The organism is Streptomyces roseifaciens (genome assembly GCF_001445655.1).
Taxonomy (GTDB): domain Bacteria; phylum Actinomycetota; class Actinomycetes; order Streptomycetales; family Streptomycetaceae; genus Streptomyces; species Streptomyces aureoversilis.
This window is the reverse complement of record NZ_LNBE01000008.1, coordinates 119,119-141,324: the sequence shown is the minus strand read 5'-3', so window position 1 is coordinate 141,324 and position 22,206 is coordinate 119,119. Positions and strand designations below refer to the sequence as shown.

17 protein-coding genes and 1 riboswitch are annotated in these 22,206 nt (G+C 73.1%); of the genes, 8 read left to right on the top strand and 9 right to left on the bottom strand.

Annotation, left to right across the window (positions count from 1 at the left end; translation table 11 throughout):
- Positions 1-29 precede the first annotated feature (29 nt).
- From ribH to ribD, 5 genes are all read right to left on the bottom strand, one after another.
- On the bottom strand, positions 30-515 hold the full coding sequence (ribH, locus tag AS857_RS36380) for a 6,7-dimethyl-8-ribityllumazine synthase (RefSeq protein ID WP_058047754.1): 486 nt from the start codon (positions 513-515) through the stop codon (positions 30-32).
- Between the two features lie 63 nt (positions 516-578).
- On the bottom strand, positions 579-1,865 hold the full coding sequence (locus AS857_RS36375; RefSeq protein ID WP_058047753.1) for a bifunctional 3,4-dihydroxy-2-butanone-4-phosphate synthase/GTP cyclohydrolase II: 1,287 nt from the start codon (positions 1,863-1,865) through the stop codon (positions 579-581).
- 91 nt (positions 1,866-1,956) lie between these two features.
- On the bottom strand, positions 1,957-2,610 hold the full coding sequence (locus AS857_RS36370) for a nicotinamide mononucleotide transporter family protein (protein ID WP_058047752.1): 654 nt from the start codon (positions 2,608-2,610) through the stop codon (positions 1,957-1,959).
- A complete protein-coding gene (locus AS857_RS36365) occupies positions 2,607-3,224 on the bottom strand; it encodes a riboflavin synthase (protein WP_058047751.1) in 618 nt (205 codons plus the stop codon). The genes AS857_RS36370 and AS857_RS36365 overlap by 4 nt, the downstream gene beginning before the upstream one ends.
- Positions 3,225-3,226: 2 nt before the next feature.
- Entirely contained in the window at positions 3,227-4,351 is a 1,125-nt protein-coding gene (ribD, locus tag AS857_RS36360) for a bifunctional diaminohydroxyphosphoribosylaminopyrimidine deaminase/5-amino-6-(5-phosphoribosylamino)uracil reductase RibD (protein WP_245700788.1), read from the bottom strand.
- Positions 4,352-4,516: 165 nt separating this feature from the next.
- A riboswitch (FMN riboswitch) is annotated at positions 4,517-4,647 on the bottom strand.
- A 444-nt stretch (positions 4,648-5,091) separates the two neighbouring features.
- Between ribD and AS857_RS36355 the strand changes: the two genes are divergently transcribed.
- On the top strand, positions 5,092-7,410 hold the full coding sequence (locus AS857_RS36355; RefSeq protein WP_420824009.1) for a chitinase C-terminal domain-containing protein: 2,319 nt from the start codon (positions 5,092-5,094) through the stop codon (positions 7,408-7,410).
- A gap of 77 nt (positions 7,411-7,487) precedes the next feature.
- Positions 7,488-8,723, top strand: a complete 1,236-nt coding sequence (locus tag AS857_RS36350; RefSeq protein WP_058047749.1) for an MFS transporter — start codon at positions 7,488-7,490, stop codon at positions 8,721-8,723.
- Positions 8,724-8,874: 151 nt separating this feature from the next.
- Here the strand turns inward: AS857_RS36350 and AS857_RS40210 are convergent, their stop codons facing one another.
- Positions 8,875-9,354: a hypothetical protein gene (locus AS857_RS40210; RefSeq protein WP_058047748.1), complete on the bottom strand. Its 480-nt coding sequence runs from the start codon at positions 9,352-9,354 to the stop codon at positions 8,875-8,877.
- 321 nt (positions 9,355-9,675) lie between these two features.
- Here AS857_RS40210 and AS857_RS36340 point away from each other — a divergent pair, with 321 nt between their 5' ends.
- Positions 9,676-11,100, top strand: a complete 1,425-nt coding sequence (locus AS857_RS36340; RefSeq protein ID WP_058047747.1) for a uracil-xanthine permease family protein — start codon at positions 9,676-9,678, stop codon at positions 11,098-11,100.
- A 3-nt stretch (positions 11,101-11,103) separates the two neighbouring features.
- Here the strand turns inward: AS857_RS36340 and AS857_RS36335 are convergent, their stop codons facing one another.
- A complete protein-coding gene (locus AS857_RS36335; RefSeq protein ID WP_058047746.1) occupies positions 11,104-13,026 on the bottom strand; it encodes an AAA family ATPase in 1,923 nt (640 codons plus the stop codon).
- A 471-nt stretch (positions 13,027-13,497) separates the two neighbouring features.
- On the bottom strand, positions 13,498-14,124 hold the full coding sequence (locus tag AS857_RS36330; protein ID WP_058047745.1) for a uridine kinase family protein: 627 nt from the start codon (positions 14,122-14,124) through the stop codon (positions 13,498-13,500).
- A 296-nt stretch (positions 14,125-14,420) separates the two neighbouring features.
- On the opposite strand from AS857_RS36330, the gene AS857_RS36325 reads away from it, so the two are divergent.
- The 4 genes from AS857_RS36325 (at position 14,421) to AS857_RS36310 (ending at position 20,606) form a co-directional block, all read left to right on the top strand.
- Positions 14,421-15,875, top strand: a complete 1,455-nt coding sequence (locus AS857_RS36325; RefSeq protein WP_058047744.1) for a peptidase C39 family protein — start codon at positions 14,421-14,423, stop codon at positions 15,873-15,875.
- A gap of 72 nt (positions 15,876-15,947) precedes the next feature.
- Positions 15,948-16,727, top strand: coding sequence for a GNAT family N-acetyltransferase (locus AS857_RS36320; protein WP_079110965.1), 780 nt, complete (start codon positions 15,948-15,950; stop codon positions 16,725-16,727).
- A 232-nt stretch (positions 16,728-16,959) separates the two neighbouring features.
- A complete protein-coding gene (locus AS857_RS36315) occupies positions 16,960-17,784 on the top strand; it encodes an SAM-dependent methyltransferase (RefSeq protein ID WP_058047743.1) in 825 nt (274 codons plus the stop codon).
- A 440-nt stretch (positions 17,785-18,224) separates the two neighbouring features.
- Positions 18,225-20,606 carry a putative bifunctional diguanylate cyclase/phosphodiesterase gene (locus AS857_RS36310; RefSeq protein ID WP_245700786.1) on the top strand — a complete coding sequence of 794 codons (2,382 nt, stop codon included), beginning with the start codon at positions 18,225-18,227 and terminating at the stop codon, positions 20,604-20,606.
- 103 nt (positions 20,607-20,709) lie between these two features.
- Here the strand turns inward: AS857_RS36310 and AS857_RS36305 are convergent, their stop codons facing one another.
- On the bottom strand, positions 20,710-21,114 hold the full coding sequence (locus AS857_RS36305) for a DUF779 domain-containing protein (RefSeq protein ID WP_058047742.1): 405 nt from the start codon (positions 21,112-21,114) through the stop codon (positions 20,710-20,712).
- Between the two features lie 375 nt (positions 21,115-21,489).
- Here AS857_RS36305 and AS857_RS36300 point away from each other — a divergent pair, with 375 nt between their 5' ends.
- Positions 21,490-22,188, top strand: coding sequence for a GGDEF domain-containing protein (locus AS857_RS36300; protein ID WP_063804450.1), 699 nt, complete (start codon positions 21,490-21,492; stop codon positions 22,186-22,188).
- The last annotated feature ends 18 nt before the right edge of the window (positions 22,189-22,206 follow it).

The following is a 22,206-nucleotide window of genomic DNA, read 5'->3' as shown; positions in this document are numbered from 1 at the left end:
GTCCTACCCTACGGGGTCCGCCCCCGCTGTCAGTGCCAGGGCTCGGACACCGAGCGCAGAAGTACCGCCGTGGCGACGGCGGCGGTGACGGCCTCGTGGCCCTTGTCCTCGTTCGAGCCCTCGAGGCCGGCCCGGTCCAGGGCCTGCGCGTCGTCGTCACACGTGAGGACGCCGAAGCCGACGGGGACGCCGGTGTCCACGGACACCTGGGTGAGGCCCTGGGTGACGCCCTGGCACACGTAGTCGAAGTGCGGGGTGCCGCCGCGGATGACGACGCCGAGGGCGACGATCGCGTCGTAGCCGCGGCCGGCGAGGACCTTGGCGGCGACGGGCAGCTCCCAGCTGCCGGGCACGCGCAGCACGGTGGGCTCGTCGATGCCGAGTTCGTGCAGCGCGCGCAGGGCGCCGTCGACCAGGCCGTCCATGACCTTCTCGTGCCACTGCGCGGCGATCACGGCCACCCGCAGGTCCTGGCAGTTCTTCACACTCAGCTCGGGGGCGCCCTTGCCGCTCACGTCGTTCTCTTTTCGGTCGGTGTCGTGCTCAGTGGGAGTGGTGCTCGGTCGGTGAGGTGATGATCACTGGTTGCCGCAGGCGGCCACGCGGTCGGCGTCCAGCCAGGGCAGGTCGTGGCCCATGCGGTCCCGCTTGGTCCGCAGGTAGTGCAGGTTGTGCTCGCCGGCCTGGACGGGCATGGGCTCGCGGCCGGTGACGCGCAGGCCGTGGCGCACGAGGGCGGCGGTCTTGTCGGGGTTGTTGGTCAGCAGGCGCAGCGAGCGCACGCCGAGGTCGGTGAGGATGCGTGCGCCGGCAGCGTAGTCGCGCGCGTCGGCGGGCAGGCCCAGTTCGAGGTTGGCGTCGAGGGTGTCGCGGCCGTCCTCCTGGAGCTCGTAGGCGCGCAGCTTGGGCAGCAGCCCGATGCCGCGGCCCTCGTGGCCGCGCAGGTAGAGGACGACGCCGCGGCCCTCGCCGGCGATCCGCTCCAGGGAGGCGTGCAGCTGGGGGCCGCAGTCGCAGCGCAGCGACGCGAAGACGTCCCCGGTCAGGCACTCGGAGTGGACGCGCACCAGCACGTCCTCGCCGTCGCCGAGGTCGCCGGCGACGAGCGCGATGTGCTCGATGCCGTCGGCCGCGGAGCGGTAGCCGTAGGCGCGGAAGTCGCCGAAGGCGGTGGGCAGCCGGGTCTCGGCCTCGCGGTGCACGGTCGCCTCCGCCGCCCGGCGGTGGGCGATCAGGTCCTCGATGGAGATGATCGCGAGGCCGTGCTTGCGGGCGAAGGGGATCAGCTCGGGCAGGCGCAGCATCGCGCCGTCCTCGCCGGCGATCTCCACGATCGCGGCGGCGGGCCGCAGGCCGGCGAGCCGGGCGAGGTCGACGCCGGCCTCGGTGTGGCCGTTGCGGACCAGGACGCCGCCGGGCTTGGCGCGCAGCGGGAAGACGTGGCCGGGCCGGACGAAGTCGCCGGGGACGGCGGCCGGGTCGGCGAGCAGGCGGATGGTGGTGGCCCGGTCCGCGGCGGAGATGCCCGTGTCGGTGCCGTGCGCGCGGGAGGCGTCGACGGAGACGGTGAAGGCCGTGCGCATGGACTCGGTGTTGTCGGCGACCATCTGCGGCAGGTCGAGCCGCTCGACGTCGTCCTCCTCCAGCGGCACGCAGATCAGCCCGCGGCACTCGCTCATCATGAAGGCGACGATCTCGGTGGTGACCTTCTCCGCGGCCACGACGAGGTCGCCCTCGTTCTCGCGGTTCTCGTCGTCCACGACGACGACGGGCCGTCCGGCGGCGATGTCGGCGACGGCACGCTCGACGGAGTCGAGCGCGAACTCGCCGGTCAGGGGCCAGTCCTCGGTCTCCAGAATGGTCATGCGCCTGCTCCCTTGTTCGCTTCTCCGCCCGCGCGGCGCAGCGGTGCGGGTGTCGTGGTCGGCTGCAGCCCGGTGGCCGCGCGTGCGTCGCTCACGAAAGTGCTCCTTCCAGCGCGGGCTTCACGCTCTCGCGGGAGCGCAGCCACCAGTCGCGCATGCCCCACAGGACCAGGGCGAAGTAGATGACGTAGACGAGGCCGGAGAAGGGGAGGCCGCTGCTGAACGCGAGCGGGACGCCCACGATGTCGACCAGCAGCCAGGCCACCCAGAACTCGACGAGCCCGCGGGCCTGGGCCACCATCGCGGCGAGCGTGCCGACGAAGATGTAGGCGTCGGGCCAGGGGTTCCAGGACAGCTGCGGCACGGCGGTGAACAGGGCGCCGACGGCCAGTGTGCCGAGCGCCGTGCCGGCCAGCAGCACCGTGCGCTCGCGCCAGCCGGCGAAGCGGACGGCGATGGAGCCGTCCTGGGCCTGCTGCTTGCCGCGGTGCCACTGGCGCCAGCCCCAGACGGCGACGCCGATCACGAGGAGCTGCTTGCCGATGCCGCCGCTGAGGTGGGCGGAGGCGTACGCGGCGACGAGGATGACGCCGGAGAGGAACTGGACGGGCCAGGTCCATATGGAGCGCCGCCAGCCGAGGGCGAGCGCGGCGAGGCCGATGGTGTTGCCGATCGCGTCGGACCAGATGACGTGCTGCCCGAAGGCGCTGAACGCCTCGCCGTTGAGCCAGTCGAGGGCGCTCATGCGACGCTCTCCCCGGTGCCGCGGGCGGGCGCGCCGAGCAGCCGCTCGACGTACTTGGCGAGGACGTCCACCTCGAGGTTGACCGGGTCGCCGGGCTGCTTGATGCCGAGGGTGGTCAGTTCGAGCGTGGTGGGGATCAGGCTGACGGTGAAGTGCTCGTCGCCCGCCTCGACCACGGTCAGGCTGATGCCGTCGACGGTGATGGAGCCCTTGTCGACGACGTAGCGGGCCAGCCCGGCCGGCAGGCCGATCTTCACGATCTCCCAGTGCTCGCCGGGGATCCGCTCCAGCACGGTGCCGGTGCCGTCGACGTGGCCCTGGACCAGGTGGCCGCCGAGGCGTCCGCCGAGGGCCATCGGCCGTTCGAGGTTGACGCGCGAGCCGGGGACGAGGGCGCCCAGGCTGGAGCGCTTGAGGGACTCGGCCATCACGTCCGCGGTGAACTCGCCGTCGGCGGTCTCCACGACGGTCAGGCACACGCCGTTGACGGCGATGGAGTCGCCGTGCTTGGCGTCCTGGGTGACGATCGGGCCGCGGAGCCGGAAGAGGGAGCTGTCGCCGAGGTTCTCGACGGAGACGACCTCGCCCAGTTCTTCGACGATTCCGGTGAACACTGTCAGTTCTCCTCAGGGGCGGTGGCGGAAGCGGTGGGGACTGCGGTGATCCGCAGGTCGGTGCCGAGCCGGGCGACGTCGGTCACCTCGAGGCGCAGGGCGTGGGCGATCGTGCCGATGCCGGCGTCGCCGAGGGCGGCCGGCCCGGCGCCGAGCAGGGCGGGGGCGAGATAGCCGACGACGCGGTCGACGGCGCCGGCGGCGACGAACGAGCCTGCGAGGGCGGGGCCGCCTTCGAGCAGCACGGAGCGGACGCCGCGTGCGTGGAGCTCGCGGAGCAGGGCGTGTACGTCGAGACCGCCGCGGTCGCCGCCGGCCCCGGCGCGGGGCAGGCGCACGACGTCGGCGCCGGGCAGGTGGGTGGTGTCGGCGTGCTCGCCGACGGCGATCAGGGTGGGTGCCGCGTCGTCCAGGACGCGGGCGCCGGGGGTGACCGAGGCGTGCGTGTCGATGACGACGCGCAGCGGCTGGACGGCACCTTCGCGGCCCCGCACGGCCAGGTGGGGGTCGTCGGCGCGCAGGGTGCCCGAGCCCACCACGACGGCGTCGGCCTCGGCGCGCAGCCGGTGGACGTCGGCGCGGGAGTCCGCGGAGGTGATCCAGCGGCTGGTGCCGTCGGCGGCGGCGCTGCGCCCGTCGAGCGTGGCGGCGTACTTCCACAGCACGAAGGGGCGCCCGTGGAGCACGGAGGTGAGCCAGGCGGCGTTGCCGGCGGCGGCCTCGTCGGCGAGGAGGCCGCCCTCGGTGTCGACGCCGGCGGCGGCCAGGGTGGCCGCTCCGCCGGTGGCGGCGTCGGTGGGGTCGGCGACGGCGTAGACGACCCGGCCGATGCCGGCGCTGATCAGGGCCTGGGCGCAGGGGCCCGTGCGTCCGGTGTGGTTGCAGGGTTCGAGGGTGACGACTGCGGTGGCGCCGCGCACGTCGTGGCCTGCGGCGGAGGCCGCGGCGAGGGCTTCGACCTCGGCGTGCGGACCGCCGGCGCGGCGGTGCCATCCCTCGCCGAGGACGGTGCCCTGCGGGTCGATGACGACGCAGCCGACGACGGGGTTGGGGCTCGTCGCGCCAAGGGCGCGAGCGGCGAGCGCAATGGCGCGTCGCATCGCGTCTGCTTCGGTCGCGGTGGCCACCGGGTCCTCCTGCCTCTTCGGGCACGGACTCCGGGGCTGTCGTACGGGACGACGGAAAGAAGCGGGTACACCGCATCGGGGGACACCACGGCCCTCGCGGGGCCGTGCGGGAAGGGTCGCCCGGTGAGGGCGAACCACCTGCGACGGTGTGCCGATGCGTACCCGCCGCGCACTGCCTCCCATCCGGACTTTAACCGTCGGTCCAGGAATTTCACCTGGTCAACCGGCCGCTGGCTGCGGACGGGTCGCGGACTGTAACCGCCGGTTCGGACTTTCACCGACCCCGGAGTGCGCTGCGTTTCTTGAATGTCAGGTCATGCTACATGCGTACGGCCCGCGGCTTGTCAAAACCGCTGGTCGACGGGATCGAGCGTACGCCGGGCGGCGGCGCGGTGTCCACGGCGATGTGACGCACTGGACACGCCGGGCGGGAAACGGTCGGCAGGGCCGCGGAGGCCCTGTGCAGCGGCCTCGCGGCGGAGCGCCGGGCTCCGGATTCCGGGCCCTTCCCGGACTTGGTCCGTACCTATTGACGCACTGGTCTAGTCCTCTTAACCTCTGCCACACCTCCGAGGAGTACGGCCCGCCGGTGGGCGCACACCGGCGGGCCACAGCACGACGCTCACCCCCCGCCCGCCCGGCTGCGCCGGGCACCCCACCTGGAGGACCTGATCGTGTTGTTCCGAGAGAACCGGGAGCGCCGGGAGAGATCCTGTACCGGCCCCCGCGCCCGCCGCGGGATCACCGTCGCCGCCGTCGGCACCGCCCTGGCCGGACTGCTGATCGGCACGGTCTCGGCGACCACCTCGTACGCCGAGGACCACGCCGCCTGCCGCCCCGACGGCCTCTACACCACCCCCGGGACCGACGTCCCCTACTGCTCCGTCTACGACTCCGCCGGCCGCGAGAAGATGGGCGCCGACCACCAGCGCCGCGTCATCGGCTACTTCACGGGCTGGCGCACCGGCAAGGACGGCACCCCCGCCTACCTGGCCTCCGACATCCCCTGGGACAAGGTCACCCACCTCAACTACGCCTTCGCGCACGTCGGCCCCGACGACAGGATCTCCGTCGGCGCGGACGGCGCGAACAACCCCGCCACCGGCATGACCTGGCCGGGCGTCCCCGGCGCCGAGATGGACCCGGACCTGCCCTACAAGGGCCACTTCAACCTGCTGAACAAGTACAAGAAGCAGCACCCCCAGGTGAAGACCCTCGTCTCGGTGGGCGGCTGGGCCGAGACCGGCGGCTACATCGACGAGAACGGCAAGCGGGTCGACTCCGGCGGCTTCTACAAGACGGCCACCAACGCCGACGGCTCGGTCAACCAGGCCGGGATCGACACCTTCGCCGATTCGGCCGTCGCCTTCGTCAAGAAGTACGGATTCAACGGCGTCGACATCGACTACGAATACCCGACGTCGATGAAGGACGCCGGGAACCCCAAGGACTGGGCGCTCGCCAACGCCCGGCGCGGCGGCCTGAACAAGGGCTACGCGGCGCTGATGAAGACGCTCCGCGAAAAGCTCGACCGGGCCGGGGCCGCGGACGGAAAGCACTACCTCCTCTCCGTCGCCGCACCCTCCTCCGGATATCTGCTGCGCGGCATGGAGACGTACCAGACCACGAAGTACCTGGATTACGTCAACGTGATGTCGTACGACCTGCACGGCGCCTGGAACGAATTCGTCGGGCCCAATGCCGCGCTCCACGACGACGGAAAGGACGCCGAGCTCGCCAAGTGGGGCGTCTACACCACCGCCCAGTACGGCGGGATCGGCTACCTCAACGGCGACTGGGCCTACCACTACTTCCGCGGATCGATGCCCGCGGGCCGGATCAACCTCGGGCTGCCGTACTACACGCGCGGCTGGAAGAACGTCACCGGCGGCACGAACGGCCTGTGGGGCAGCGCGAAGACCACCTCCTGCCCGGCCGGCTCCGGGCTCACCACCTGCGGCGACGGCGCCGTCGGCATCGACAACCTCTGGCACGACAAGGACGACGCCGGCAAGGAGTCCCCGGCCGGCTCCAACCCGATGTGGCACGCCAAGAACCTGGAGAAGGGCGTCGTCGGGGACTACGCCGGGAAGTACGGCTTCCCCGCCGGCACCAAGCTCACCGGCACCTACGCCCGCAACTACGACACGGGCCTGACCGCGCCCTGGCTGTGGAACGCGGAGAAGAAGGTCTTCCTGTCCACCGAGGACGAGCAGTCGGTGAAGGCCAAGGCCCAGTACGTCGTCGACAAGGGCCTCGGCGGGACCATGGTCTGGGAACTCGCCGGAGACTACGGCTGGAACGCCGCCAAGGGGCAGTACGAACCGGGCAACACCCTCACCACCGCGATGTACGACGCGTTCAAGGCCGCCCCCGCCTACGGCGCCCGCCGCGCGACCACCGAGCTGCCCTCCCAGGCCCTCGACGTGGACGTGAGCTTCACGAACTTCCCGCTCGGGGACAGCAACTACCCGATCAACCCGAAGATCCACATCACCAACCGGACCAAGGCCGCCCTCCCCGGCGGCACGGAATTCCAGTTCGACTACGCCAATTCCGCGCCCGGGAACGCCAAGGACCAGTCGGGCTGGGGGCTGAAGGTCGTCCGCAGCGACCACACCGCCGCCAACAACATCGGCGGCCTCAAGGGCGACTACAACCGGGTCTCCGTGAAGCTCCCCGCCTCCCAGCCGCTCGCGCCCGGCGCCTCCGCGGACCTCGACTTCGTCTACTACCTGCCGGTGTCGACCCCGTCCAACTGGACCGTGAGCTTCGGCGGCAGGACCTACGCCCTCGCCGGAGACCACGCCCGCGGCACGACCGTCGTCGACCCCGGCGGCCCCACGCCCACCCCGACGGGGACGCCGACCGGCACGCCCACGGGCAAGCCCACCGGCGGCACCTGCACCGCGCCCCAGTGGGACAAGACGGCCGTCTACAACGGCGGCGCCACCGTCTCCTGGAAGTCCCACTCCTGGAAGGCCCGGTGGTGGACCCAGGGCGACGAGCCCGGCACCACCGGCGAATGGGGGGCGTGGCAGGACGCGGGCGCCTGCTGAAGCCCGCGGCCCGGTCCGCATCCGGGGCCCGTGGCGGGGTCGACCCGCGCGGGCCCCGTCCGGGAGGATGAGGCGCCATGGACGCCAGAGACGGGACGGGCGGCGGGACCACGGACCGCACCGACGGGCGGCTGCGCCGCGCACGGTTCGCCGTGGCCGCGGTGTTCGCCGTCCACGGCGCGGTCACCGGCAGCTTCGCCACCCGCATCCCCTGGATCCAGAGCCACTTGGACCTCGGCTCCGGCGAGCTGGGCCTCGCGCTCGTCCTCCCCGCCATCGGCTCCTCGTGCGCCATGCCGCTCGCGGGCCGCATCAGCCACCGCTTCGGCTCCCGGGCGGCGCTGCGCGGCCTGATCGCCCTGTGGTGCGCCTCCGTGGCCCTGCCCGCGCTCTCGCCGGGGCTGCTCGCGCTCTGCGGGGCGCTGGCCGTCTACGGGGCGACGTCCGGCATGGCGGACGTCGCCATGAACGCGCTCGGCGTGGAGACCGAGGAACGGCTGGGCCGCTCGATCATGTCGGGCCTGCACGGGATGTGGAGCGCGGGCGCGCTCGCGGGGTCGGCGGCCGGTGCGGCCGCGGCCCACGCCGACCTCGACGCCCGGGTCCACCTGGGCATCGCGGCCGCGGTGCTGGCCGTCCTCGGCGCGGTGGCCTGCCACTGGGTGCTCGACCTGCGCACCGCCGCCGACGAGCACCCGCCGCCCCGGTTCGCCCTGCCGCCCCGGTCGGCGCTCGTCATCGGCGCGGTGGGCTTCTGCGCGGTCTTCGCCGAGGGCGCGAGCCTGGACTGGTCGGCGGTCTACCTCCGCGACGTCATCGGCTCCGGCCCCGGCGTCGCCGCCGCCTGCACCACGGCGTTCTCCTGCACGATGGCCCTCGCCCGGTTCGCCGGGGACCCGGTCGTGCGGCGCTTCGGCCCCGTGCGGACCGTGCGGGCGAGCGGGGTACTGGCCACGGCCGGCGGGGTGCTGGTGGTGACCGCCTCGGGCGCGCCGTCCGCCATCGCCGGGTTCGCGCTGATCGGCGTGGGCATCGCCGTCGTGGTCCCGCTGGCCTTCGCGGCGGCGGGGCGCAGCGGGCCCGCGCCGAGCCAGTCGATCGCGGGCGTCGCGACGATCACCTACACCTCGGGGCTCGTGGCCCCGGCCGCCATCGGCCAGATCGCCGACGCCAGTTCGCTGGTGACGTCGTTCGGCCTGGTCACCGTCCTGGCGGCGGGGCTGGTGGCCGGGGCGGGCGTGCTGCGGACCCGGGAACCGGAGCGCACGGCGGCGAAGGGGAAGGCGCCGGGGGAGCGGTCGAGGGCCGAGTAGCCGGGTCGGCGACCCGGCCCCGGGGTCCGGAGCCCCGGATCGCGGGGCTCCGGCCCCCGGGGCCGGGGAGGGAAAAGCCGGACGGGCCGGGCGGCGGACCGGTGAGGTCCGTCGCCACGGCCCGCGCCGTGGTGCTGAGGAGCAGGTGTGACTAGAAGATGCCGCCGAGGATGCCCCAGCCGCCGCCCCAGCCGCCCCAGCCACCGTGGTGGTGGCCGCCGCAGCTGCGGTGGCAGTCGTCGTCCCAGCCGCCGTGGCCGCCGCGGTGGTGGCCGCCGCCCCAGCCGCCGCCCCAGCCCCAGTCGTCCCAGCCCCAGCCGTGGTCGCAGTCGTCGTGGTCGCGGTGGTGACCGCCGCCCCAGCCGTTGTTGTGGTGGCCGCCGTTCCAGCCGTTGTGGTCGTGGTGGCCGCCCCAGCCGCCGTTGTGGTGGTTGTCGCGGCCGTGGTCGTGGTCGCGGCCGTTGTCGCGGCCGTGGTCACGTCCGTGGTCGCGGCCGTCACGGTCGTGGTCGTCGTCGTGGAACGCGACCGCCGGCGTGGCGGGTGCGGCCTGGGCCACTCCGGCGGCCGGGACGATTGCGACTGCGGCGATGATGGCAGCGGCCGCGGCGCGGCCGGCGAGCTTACGCATATGTTTTCTCCTGAGTTGCAGGAATCGGACAATGGCACCGATACCGTGCGTAGGGCGGAGAACATCATGGGGAGACGGTCATACAGTCCTACGGGCGACTGATTGCGCCGGTTGCAGCAAATCCCCGCGGCGGCGGACGGGCCGGGAGGGGGCCCCGGGGCGGCCGGCGGACAGGCCGGGGGATCGGCGGAGCGGGCCGGGGGGACCGGTGGAGGGCGCCGGGTGGAGCGGCGGGCGGGGCCGGGTGGACCGGAGCACCGTCCGGCCCGGCTTAGCATGAACCGGATCATCACCCCCCCACATGACCTTTCGGGAGCTTCCATGGGCCTCGGCGTGCGCTGGACCCTGCACGGTGACGGGCGCACCCCCGCCCCTGGGGCCGTCGTCCGGCCCGACGAGCGGCTCTCGTGGCCGCGGACCGCCGGCCTCGGCGCGCAGCACGTGGTCGCCATGTTCGGCGCGTCCTTCGTGGCTCCGGTCCTCATGGGCCTGGACCCCAACCTCGCGATCATGATGTCGGGCGTCGCCACCGTCCTGTTCCTCCTCGCGACGCGCGGCCGGGTGCCCAGCTACCTGGGGTGCAGCCTGTCCTTCGTCGGCGTCGCCGCGATCATCCGGGCGCAGGGCGGCGGCAGTGCGGCCGTCACCGGCGCGATCTTCGTGGTGGGTGCGGCGCTCCTGCTGAGCGGCCTGGTCGTACAGAAGTTCGGCGCGAAGATCATCCACGCGGCGATGCCGCCGGTGGTCACCGGTGCCGTGGTCATGCTGATCGGCTTCAACCTGGCGCCGGTCACGGCCCGCACGTACTGGCCGCAGGACCAGTGGACGGCGCTGCTGACGATGCTCTTCACCGGCCTCGCCGTGGTGTGCCTGCGCGGCTTCTGGTCCCGCGTCGCGATCTTCCTCGGCCTGGTCTTCGGCTACGCGGTCTCGTGGCTCTTCGACCGCCTCTTCGGCAAGATCCACTCGGTGAACGGCGGCCCCGAGGCCGTCGACCACTGGCGCCTGGACCTGTCCGGGGTCTCCAAGGCCGACTGGATCGGCCTGCCGTCGCTGCACGCCCCGAGCTTCGGCTGGTCCGCGGCGCTGGTGGCGCTGCCGGTCGTCATCGCGCTGATCGCCGAGAACGCGGGCCACGTCAAGGCCGTCGGCGAGATGACCGGCGACCGGCTGGACGACCAGCTGGGCACCGCGATCTCTGCGGACGGCGTGGCGACGATGCTCTCCACCGCCGTCGGCGGCCCCGCCAACACCACGTACTCCGAGAACATCGGCGTGATGGCGGCCACCCGCGTCTACTCCACCGCCGCCTACTGGGCAGCCGCCGCCTTCGCCCTCCTCTTCGGCATCTGCCCGAAGTTCGGCGCCGTCGTCGCCGCGATCCCCGGCGGCGTGCTCGGCGGCATCACCGTCATCCTCTACGGCATGATCGGCCTGCTCGGCGCGCAGATCTGGGTCCACAACAAGGTCGACCTGCGCAACCCGCTGAACCTGGTGCCCGTCGCCGCGGGCGTCATCATCGGCATCGGCGGCGTCAGCCTGAAGGTCAGCGAGAACTTCGAGCTCAGCGGCATCGCCCTGGGCACGATCGTGGTCCTCTCCGGCTACCACGTCCTGCGCGCCCTGGCCCCGGCCCACCTCAAGACGCAGGAGCCCCTGCTGGACGAGGGGACGAGCAGCTACGACGACCAGGCGGAGTCCGCTGCCGCGGGGGAGAAGGACGCGGAGGACAAGCGCACCGGTTAGTCGTTACGGCGCCGGGTCCTGAGGATCGCGGGACCCGTCGCGCCGGGAGCCCCAGCCGGGCCCCGACAGCACCTCCCCGTAGGCCTGCATCAGGTCCGGCAGGCGCAGCGTGGCCAGGTCGTCGCGGGTCGGGGTGCCCGGGTAGCCGGACAGCCGCAGGTCGCGGTACGCGCAGCTCTTCTCGTACAGGGTGCGCAGGAAGCGGCCGTTGCCCAGCTCGTCGATCCAGCCCTGGGCGACGACGTGCGCACTGATGCTGCGCAGCTCCTCCAGGGCCTCCTCGTCCCAGCCGTCGCCGTTCTCGGCGGCCAGCACCTCGCCGATGCTGGTGAGTTCGGAAGGGCGGTAGCTGGGGAAGTCGACGCGTGTGGTGAAGCGGGAGCCGAGGCCGGGGTTGGTGGCCAGCAGCCGGTCCATGCCCTCGGGGTAGCCGGCGAGGATCACCACGAGCCGGTCGCGGTTGTCCTCCGCGCGTTTGAGCAGCACCTGCAGGGCCTCGTCCCCGTAGGCGTCGCCCTTGGAGTAGCCGGAGTTGGAGAGGCTGTACGCCTCGTCCACGAAGAGCACCCCGCCGAGCGCGGAGTCGATCAGCTCGTTGGCCTTCACGGCCGTCTGGCCCAGGAACTCGCCGACCAGGTCGGCGCGCTGGGCCTCGACCAGGTGGTCGCCGCCGAGCAGCCCGAGGGCGTAGAAGACCCGGCCGAGGATCCGGGCGACGGTGGTCTTGCCGGTGCCCGAGGGGCCGGAGAAGACGAAGTGGCGCTTGGGAGGCTGCACCGGCAGCCCCTGACCGGCCCGCAGCCGGGCCATGTGCAGCTGGGCGGAGAGCGCCCGCACCTGCCGTTTGACGGGCTCCAGGCCGACCATCCGCTCCAGCTCCGCGAGGGCCTTGGCCAGCAGGAGAGGGTCGGAGGGGCCCGGCAGCGGCTTGCCGGTGGGCTGGGCGGGCACGCGGGCCTTGCGGCGTACGTCGTCGGGCCCGGCGTCCGTCTGCAGGGTGCCGGTGGGCTCCGGATCCGTGCCCGTCAGCAGGTCCCGGCCGTCGAGGGCGTCCGGGACGGCGGCGGGCGCGTCGGCGGAGGCGGCGGGCGGGACCGGCCCGGCCGGCTCCTCGCCGGGCCCGCCGAGCGGCACCGGGGCGAGGTCCAGGCCGTCGTCGAGGCCGTCGCCGTCGGCGATGGCGGTGAGCCGGGCCGAGGTGTCCATGAAGGACGGGTCGACGCGGTGCACGGCCCGGTACAGGGGGAGCGCGGCGGCGCTGCGGCCGGTGCCCTCGTGGGCGCGCGCGAGCCAGTAGCGCAGCTCCTTGCGCTGGGGCTGCTCGCTGCGGCAGCGCATCAGCGCCGAGGCCAGCAGCGGCTCGGCCTGCCCGTACATCTCCAGCCGCACCCGCGCCATGCCGCCGAACAGCCCGGCCTCGATGCCGAGCAGGGGATCGTCCAGCAGCGGCTCGGTGTGCCGGACGAGCTGCTCCCAGTCCTTGACGAGGTAGGCGCGGCAGGCGTGCAGGAAGCGGGCCTGGGGGTCGGTCTCGACGGGCGGGCAGCCGGCCAGGGCCCGGTCCAGCTCGGGGACGTGCCGGCCGTCGAGCCAGTGCGAGGCGTGCGCGAGCAGCAGGTCCCGGCCGGTCTCCAGGACGGGCTGGACCCACCAGCCCAGCCAGTACCAGGAGTTCAGGGTGCGCCGGTGGCGTGTGCGCTGCTCGCCGAACCGGTCCCGGTGGCGGTACATGCGCAGCAGCGCGGTGGTGGTGTCCGCACGCAGCGCGTGCAGGCCCAGCCAGGCGTCGGCCATGCCGGGGTCCACCCGGACCGCCGCCCGGAACTCCTCCTCGGCCTGTGCGTACGCGCCCATGGTGTAGGCGTCGACGGCGCGCAGCCAGGCGAGATCGGCCGGGGCGGGTGGGCCCTGCATGCCGAAATCCATCACGTCCCCCACAAACCGTGCCCCCGTAGCGTGCTGCCCGGCGAGTGCCAGGCGCGCCTTGCCGAACCGCTGTGCTGTGGACGGGAGTTGACCAGTGTGTGCCGGTGCACCCGCCGATAGGGGCACCGAGTCGCATCGTACCTGCGCTGTTGGCCCGGGCCGAAGGGTGCCGCACTGCCCTTCGCGGCGGAAAAGCGATCCCCGGCGGTCGGCGGACCGCTCCGGCACATGGTCACCCAGGGTGAGGGGGTAGACGGGGCAAAGTGCCCAAAAGGAGAATACCGAGTAGTACGAAGCCCCCGATCACGGGGGAACAACCGGGGGCTTCGCGTCCGCGGGCGGCCTCGACCGGCCGCACAATGAGAACGTAAGTCCTGTACGCCCCGTCGGTCAAGCGGAGTTGGCGCAGTCGGCGGGGATCGGACCGCGAGACCGGGCGGACCGCCCGGCGTTGTTCACGGAGCGTGATGATCAGGTTCGTCCGCGCGGGGTTGTGGTCGTTTTGTGCAGCCCCGGCAGCACCTCGTACCCCCCTCCACGCTGAAGAATCAGCAGTTCCGCGTACGGGCGCGTCGGGTCGGCGGCGAAATGCTCGCGCTCCGCCCGCATCCAGCCGTCCCAGAAATCGGACAGCTCTGCGCCGTCACGGAGTTGACCCCTTTCCCAGGAGTGCTCATGCGGCAACTCCATCCACAGCAGACACGCGAGGTGGGGCCGCAGCGCGCGGCGCCCCGCGCCGACGCCCTCCACCAGCACCACCGGCTCCGGCCCGATCTCCCGCTCGCCGGCGAACCGGCGGGCCACCCAGTCGTACGCCCGGAAGCGCGCCGTCTCCCCGCGGCCGAGGGGGTCGAGCACCTGCTCGCGCAGCCGCCCGGTCCACTCGAACAGCTCCTCGTGCGTCGCGAGGTCATCCAGATGCAGTACGGGCGCGCCGCCGAGCGCCGCCGCGAGCCGTCCGCTGAAGGTGGTCTTCCCGGACCCCGCGTGCCCGTCGACGGCCACCAGACGGACGGGGCCGAGGGACGGAGGCTGCGTCAGCAGCCAGGGGGCGAGGTCGTCGAAGGAGGCCGGACCGTTGCGGAGCGGAGCATTCACCGGGCCAGCCTAGGGGGAGAGCGGGGTGGATCACTCCAAGGTGGGAGGCGGATGGAGTCGGGTTGACGGCCGTGACGGTCCTTCCCCCGTCCTGCCGGTATCGGGACCGGCGTGACGGGGAATCACTGGCGCACCGGCGCGCGGAGTCCGTGCGTGCGTCTTATGCGCCATGCATCCGTACGTTCGTCAGTACTTCCATCATCACTTCCATCATCGCTCTCCATCATCAGTACTTCCCTTCGCACTTCCCTTCGCGCTTCCATCCGCACACCGCAGACGACTGGGGGACCAGCGCCATGTCCAGCAGCACGCCCAGCAGACCCACCCCGCGCCGTACCGTGCTCGCCGCCGCCCTGGGTGCCGCGGCGGCCGCGTCCCTCCCGGCCACCTCCTCGCAGGCCTCGTCCGGGACGTCCTCGGGGCCACCCGGATCCGGTTCCTCCGGCCCCGTGTCCCTCTCCCCTTCCTCCCCTTCCTCCGTTTCCTCGAATTCCTCCGTCTCCGGGAGCGCAGCCGTCGACTACCACGCCTGGACCTCCGCCGACGACTGGCGGCGCGGCACCGCCCACGGCACCCGCATCCGTACCGGGCGGCGCGACGGCCTGGCGCTCGACCGGCCGGCCGGCACGCTGGAGTACACCGACCCGCACACCGGCACCAAGGCCTCGTGGGAGTACGCCACCTGGACCGCGCCGGTCCGTACCCTTCCCGTCCCCGCGAGCGAGGTCATCACCTCCTGGAACGCCCACGCGCCCGCCGGCACCTGGATCCAGACGGAGGTGCGCGGCACCTACACCGACCGCACCCGGACCCCCTGGTACGTCATGGGCCGCTGGACGGCCGGCGACGGCCCCGGCGACATCCGCCGCACGTCCGTCGACGGCCAGGGCGACGGCCGCAGCAACGTCTCCACCGACACCCTCGCCGTCGACAACCCGGCGTCGGGCCTGCGCATCGCCTCGTACGAGCTGCGCCTGACCCTCCACCGCAGGGCCGGCAGCCGCCTCACGCCCACCGTGTGGCGGCTCGGCGCGATGAGTTCGGACGTCCCCGACCGCTTCACCGTGCCCGCCTCCGCGCCGGGGAGCGGCGCGGGACACGAACTGCGCGTGCCGCGCTACTCGCAGGAGATCCACAAGGGGCAGTACCCGGAGTACGACAACGGCGGGGAGGCCTGGTGCAGCCCGACCTCCTCGCAGATGGTCCTCGCGTACTGGGGCCGGGTGCCCTCCGCCGAGGAGCTCGCGTGGGTCGACCCCGACTACGCCGACCCCCAGGTCTGCCACGCCGCCCGCTTCACCTTCGACTACCAGTACAAGGGGTGCGGCAACTGGCCCTTCAACGCGGCCTACGCGGCGACGTACCACGACGTGCAGGCGGTGGTCACCCGGCTGCGCTCGCTCGGCGACGTCGAGAAGCTGATCCGCGCGCGGATCCCCGTCATCACCTCCCAGTCCTTCCTCGCCTCCGAACTCGACGGGGCGGGCTACGGCACGGCCGGCCACCTGATGTGCGTCGTCGGATTCACCCGGCAGGGCGACGTGGTCGCCAACGACCCGGCGAGCCCGTCGAACGAGGCGGTCCGGCGGGTCTACAAGCGCCGCCAGTTCGAGAACATCTGGCTCCGGACCAAGCGCTACAACGCCCAGGGGCAGGTCAAGACGGGCTCCGGCGGCGTCTGCTACCTCTACTTCCCCGTCCGGCCGGAGGAGCGGCAGCGGCGGGTGCTGCGGGAGCTGGGGATCCGCTGACGGACGGAAGGGGAACCTCCGTACGATCGGGCGCGGACAGACGTGTGCGTCGTACGCCGTACGGAAGGAACCATGACTGTGCATCAGAGAGCCGCTGCCGCTCCCGCTCCCACCCCCGCTCCCACCCCCGCTCCCACTGCCGCCACCGCGGCCCCTGCCACCCCTGCCGTCCCTGCCGCCACCACCGTCGTGCCGGGGATCCGCCGGGCCCGGCCGGAGGAGCGGGACGCGATCAGCCTGCTGCTGGGGGAGTCCTTCATGGAGGACCCCATCAGCGGCTGGGTCTTCCCGGACGAGGCGCACCGCCGCGCCGTCCACCCCGCGTTCTTCGGGGTGTTCCTGGACGCGGCGCTGCGCGACGGGTGGGTCGACGTGACGGACGACCTGTCGGCGGCGGCGCTGTGGATACCGGTGCAGGCGGAGGCCGGTGGCGGTGCGGGTGAGGGCGCGGGTGAGGGCGTCGGCGGTGATGAGGCTCAGGGCGACGGCCAGGGCGGCGATCAGGGTGGCGACGAGATCAGCGAGCTGCTGGCGATGGCGGATCCCGAGAACGACCGCGCCCGGATCGTCGCCGAGCTGACGGAGGCCGCCCACCCCGGGGGCCGCGCGCACTACTACCTGCCGACCATCGTCGCCGCTCCCGGCCGGCGCGGCGAGGGCCGCGGCAGGGCGCTCCTGACGACCGTCCTCGACCGGTGCGACGAGGAGGGCGTGCCCGCCTACCTGGAGGCGAGCAACGCCCGGAGCAGGGGGCTCTACGAGCGCCTCGGCTTCGTCCTCACCGGTACGCCCATCGACCTGCCTGACGGCGGGCCGCGGATGTGGCCGATGTGGCGGGAGCCGCGGGGCTGACGCGGCGTCGGCCGCGGGCCGTCCCGGGAGCGCTCCCGGGACGGCATCCGGACATATTTCCCCTCCGGGTCATTTGTTGGCATGATCGGCTATTGGCATGATCGACGCCGTGCGGACGAGGGTGAATGACAGCTCAATGCGGATCGCCGATTTCCGCTTGCCGCTTCCATTCGAACGAACGATCAGTAGCCTCTGCTCACATGTCCCCGAGACGAGCTGGAGCAAGAGACTGATGGAGCGTCCCACCTGGGCCCCCCAGGGCATCGACCTTTCCGTGCCGAGCGTGTCCCGGATCTACGACTACTACCTGGGCGGCTCGCACAACTTCGAGGTCGACCGGGAGGCCGGCCGGCGGGCCATGGAGGCCTTTCCCGGGCTGCCGAAGATCATGCAGGCGAACCGGGCCTTCATGCGGCGCGCCGTGCGCCACGCCGTCGGCGAGGGCGTCACCCAGTTCCTCGACATCGGCTCGGGCATCCCGACCTTCGGCAACGTCCACGAGATAGCCCAGGCGGCGGACCCGCGCTCGCACGTCGTCTACGTCGACCACGACCCGGTCGCCGTCGCCCACGGCCGGGCCGTCCTGGAGGGCGACCCGCGCTCCGCCGTCCTGCCCGCGGACCTCCGCAAGCCCCATGACATCCTGACCAGTGACGAGGTCGGCAGGCTCCTCGACCTGGACCGGCCGGTCGCACTGCTGCTCGTGGCCGTCCTCCACTTCGTGGAGGACCAGGACGACCCTTGGGCGGCGGTGGCCGAGCTGCGCGACGCGCTCGCGCCGGGGAGCCTGCTCGTCCTCACGCATGCGACGACCGAGACCGGTCCGATCAAGCCGGAGGAGGGGCAGGGAGTGCAGGGCGTCTACCGCAACGTGGGCTCGCCGCTGCTGATGCGCTCGCGCCCTGAAGTGGCGCGCTTCTTCGACGGCTTCGAGATGGTCGAGCCGGGCCTCGTGGCCATGCCGGACTGGCGGCCCGACCCGGTGAAGAACGCCGGCGGAGCGGACAACGATCCCGCCATGTATGTCGGCTTCGCGGGCGTGGGGCGCAAGCCATGACCCGAAAGCCGCGCGGCGAGAAGCCGAGCGGATCCGGAGACGGAACGGTGGGGCCGGTTACCGGTGGCCCTGCCGGGGCAGAAGTCACAAGGCCTCGCAGGGGGAGCGAGGCCGGGACCGAGGGCACAAGCGGAATCAGAAACGGAATCGAAAGCGGAAGCGGAACCGAGGTCGGGGTGGGTATCGGGAGCGGGGCGTTGTCGCCACTGGACACGGCGGCCGCGGGCGGAGTGGCGGGCCGTTGCGGGCGGGACGGCGACGGGACCGGCGACCGGGGCGGTGATCGGGGCGTCGGCCGCGACCCGGGTGTGATGCCGGACGGCGCGCCCGGGACGGACGGTTCGGGTGGGATGGATGCTTCCGGTGGCTCGGGTGGCTCGGGTGGCTCGGGTGGTTCCGGCGGTTCCGGCGGTTCGTGGGCACGCAATGCCCACGTCCAGATGGACCGCGACGTCCGGGGGCCGGGCGGGGGAGGACCGGGCCTCGGCCGGGACGGCCGGGACGGGCGGGACGGGCGGGACGGGTCCGCCCCGGAGACCGCCGGCCGGGCGCGCGGCCGGATGTCTTCCGCCCACCCCGTGTCCGGACAGGCGCCTTCCGGGAGCGCCCACTTCGTGTCCGACCGGGTGTCCTCCGCCCCCGTGTCCGGCCAGGTGTCCTCCGCCCCCGTAACCGGGCAGGCGCCGTCCGAGCCCCTGCCCTCCGGGCAGGACGCCCTTCGCCGCTTCGCCGCCGTCTGGAGCCGGGCCGTCTACCCCGCGACAGCCACTTCCATGACCCGCGCCGAGTTCGAGGACTACCTCGTCCCGCTCGCCGCCATCCTCCGTACGGCGCTCCGCTCGCAGCCCTTCGACCCCGAGCCCGTGGCCGAGGTCGGCGTCGCGCTCGTCCGCGCGCACTGCACCGACCCGGACGCCCTGTCGCTGATCCTGGGCGCGGTCGACTCGTACCTCGTCCTGTACTGCCCGCCGGACCGGAACCTGTCCGACGAGGAGAGCCGCGCCCGTTGCTCGCGCCTGCAGCACACCGTCGCCGCCGGCTTCGCCCGCGCCCTGCGCGAGCGGACCCTCGCCGAGCAGGAGGCCCTCTCGCGCGCCGCCCTCGCCGCGCAGGCCGAGACGGAGCGGGCGCTGCACACCAGCGAGGAGCGGTTCCGTGCCGTGTTCGAGGGCGCCGCCATCGGCGTCGGGATAGCGGACGTCGACGGCCGCATCATGGACGTCAACGACGCCCTCAGCCGCATGTTCGGCACCAACGCCGCCGAGGTCACCGGCCGGAACGTCGGCGAGATGGTCCACCCCGACGACTCGCCCGACGTCTGGGGCCTCTACAGCGAACTCGTCCGCGGCGAGCGCGACTACTACCGCGTCGAGAAGGCGTACTACCGCGGTGACGGCAGCGTCCTGTGGACCGACCTGTCCGTCGCCCTGCTGCGCGACGCCCACGGCCGCCCCCAGTACCAGCTCGCGCTCCTGGAGGACATCACCGAGCGCCGCCTGCTGCACGAGCAGCTGCGCTACGAGGCCACGCACGACGCCCTCACCGGCCTGCCCAACCGCACGCTGTTCTTCGAGCGGCTCGACCGGGCCCTCGCCCCCGGGGGGGACCGCTTCGGCGTCTGCTACCTCGACCTGGACGGCTTCAAGGCCGTCAACGACAGCCTGGGCCACGCCGTGGGCGACCGGCTGCTCGTCGCCGTGGCCGAGCGGCTGCGCTCGTGCGCCGAGGAGCCCGCGGAGCTGGTCGCCCGCCTCGGCGGCGACGAGTTCGTGGCCCTGCTGACCGGCCCCACCGCCCAGGAGGACGCGACCGCCCTCGCCCGCCGGATGCTGTCCGCGCTCGCCGAGCCCGTACGCCTCGACGGCCGGGACCTGTCCGTACGGGCCAGCATCGGCATCGTGGACGGCGCGTCCGGCGCGAGCGGCGCCGCGGAGGTGCTGCGCAGCGCCGACATCACCATGTACCGCGCGAAGGCCGCCGGCGGGAACCGCTACGAGCTCGCCGACGCGGACTCCGACGCCCGCGCCATCGCCCGGCACGACCTGACCAACTGCCTGCCGGCGGCGCTCGACAACGGCGAGTTCTTCATCGAGTACCAGCCGCTCGTCCGGCTCCACGACGGCACGGTACGGGGCGCGGAGGCGCTCGTGCGCTGGCTGCACCCCGTCCACGGCGTGCTGGGACCGGACCAGTTCATCCCGCTTGCCGAGAGCACCGGCCTGATCGTGCCCCTGGGGCGCTGGGTGCTGCAGGAAGCCGCACGGCAGGCGCGCGCCTGGCGGGCCGAGGGCACGTGCGAGGTCCCGATGCGGGTCAACGTCAACCTCTCGCCCTCGCAGCTGCGCCACCCCTCCCTCGTCGCCGACACGGTGGCCGTCCTCGACAGCTCCGGCCTGGACCCGTCGGCCCTGTGCCTGGAAGTGACCGAGAACGCCCTCATCGGGGCCGACGAGGAGGAGCTGCGGCCGCTGCGCCAGCTCGCCGACCTGGGCGTGGACATCGCCCTGGACGACTTCGGCACCGGCTACTCCAACCTCTCCTACCTGCGCAGGCTCCCCGTCAGCACGCTCAAGCTGGACCGTTCCTTCACCCGCGGCATGCAGTGCGCGCCGGCCGACCCCGTCGACGTGAAGATCGTCGAGGGGATCGTCTCGCTCGCCCACACCCTCGACCTGTCGGTGACCGTCGAAGGGGTGGAGACGGGCACGCAGGCGGAGCACCTGAGGGTGCTGGGGTGCGACACCGCCCAGGGCTGGTACTACGCGCGGCCGGGCCCGCCGGAGCGGCTGCACACGCTGTCGCTGGTGGACGCGGCGTCGTAGCGGGTGTGCTGGTCAGGGAGGGGCGTGCTGGTCAGGATGGGTGTGCTGGTCAGGGATGGACGCGCTGGTCAGGATGGACGCGCTGGTCAGGATGGGTGTGCTGTCATCCGAGCTGCTGAGCCTCGTAGTCCGTCAGGAGCCGTGACCGCAGCAGGAAGCGCTGCCCTTCCGGAGCTTCGAGGGAGAAGCCGCTGCCGCGGCCGGGCACCACGTCCACGGTGAGGTGGGTGTGGCGCCAGCGCTCGAACTGGTCGGCGGACATCCAGAAGCCGACCGGTTCCGCGACGCCCTCCACCGTCAGCTCGGCGAGCAGGACGTCCGAGGCGCCCGTACGGAACTCGCCCTCCGGGTAGCACATCGGCGAACTGCCGTCGCAGCAGCCGCCGGACTGGTGGAACATCAAGGGGCCGTGCTGCTCGCGCAACAGGCGCAGGAGGCGCGCTGCGGCGGGGGTGAGGGCGACGCGCGAGAGGGGGGCTTCGGGGCGGCCGGTCTGTTGCGGACTCACCGTTGATCTCCCTTGTCCGTCGGGATTCCATCGGGTCTCCGGCGGGTTTCCGCCGGAGTGCACAGCCTGCCCCGATCGGCTCGCGTCTGCCAGGGGTGCGCGGAGCGGGCGGGGCCGTCCGGCGGAGAGGGGCTCACTGGGCGGGCTCACGGGCCGGGCCACCGGGCCATGGACAGGGCCATGGACAGGGTCGGGCAGGGCCACGGGCGGGGCCACGGGCGGGGCCCGGGGAAACGGGGGATCTCCAGCATGACCGGATCCACCCACAGGCCCGCTCGCGCCCCACCGCGACGGCGTACTCGCGTCTCGACGCGCACTCACGTCGCCCACGGCGAGGGAAGCGGCGGGCCACCTCTCTGTTCCGGAAGGTGTCCGATGAACCTCGTGCTCCAGGCCTTACCGATCGCCGCCCCCACCATCGGATGGGCCGCCCACGCCCTCTTCCTCGTCCGCCGCCTGCGCACCGCCCGCACCGACCCGCTCACCGGCCTCATGTGCCGCGAGGAGTTCACCAGCCGGGCGCAGCGGGCGGTGAAGCGGCCGCACGCAGCAGTCCTGCTGCTCGACCTCAACGGCTTCAAGCAGATCAACGACACGCACGGGCACGACATCGGCGACCAGGTCATCGCGGCGGTCGGACGGCGCCTGTCCGTCTGGTGCCGGGAGCGGGGCGGATTCGCGGCAAGGCTGGGCGGCGACGAGTTCACCGCCGTGGTGCGCCTCGCGCCGGACGCCGACCTGGACTCCGAGCTGACGTACAGCCTCTCCGCCCGTCTCTCGGCGCCGCTGGAGACCGGCAGCGTCACCCTCTCCCCGCGCGCCTCCATAGGCATCTGCCGCACCAGCCACCGGCCCGGCGCCGCCCTCTCGGACCTGCTCCGGGGCGCGGACGAGGCGATGTACACCGCCAAGCGGCTCGGCGAACACTGGCGTCCCGCCGGCCCCGTCGACGTCTACCGCACCACCAGCGGCCGCCGCGACGGCCGTTCCGGCACCCGCGCGGGTGCCCGCTCGGGTGCCCGCTCCGGCGCCCACCTGACACTGCTCGCACCGATGCGCAGGAACGCGTCGTAACCGGGCCCGTCACGCCGC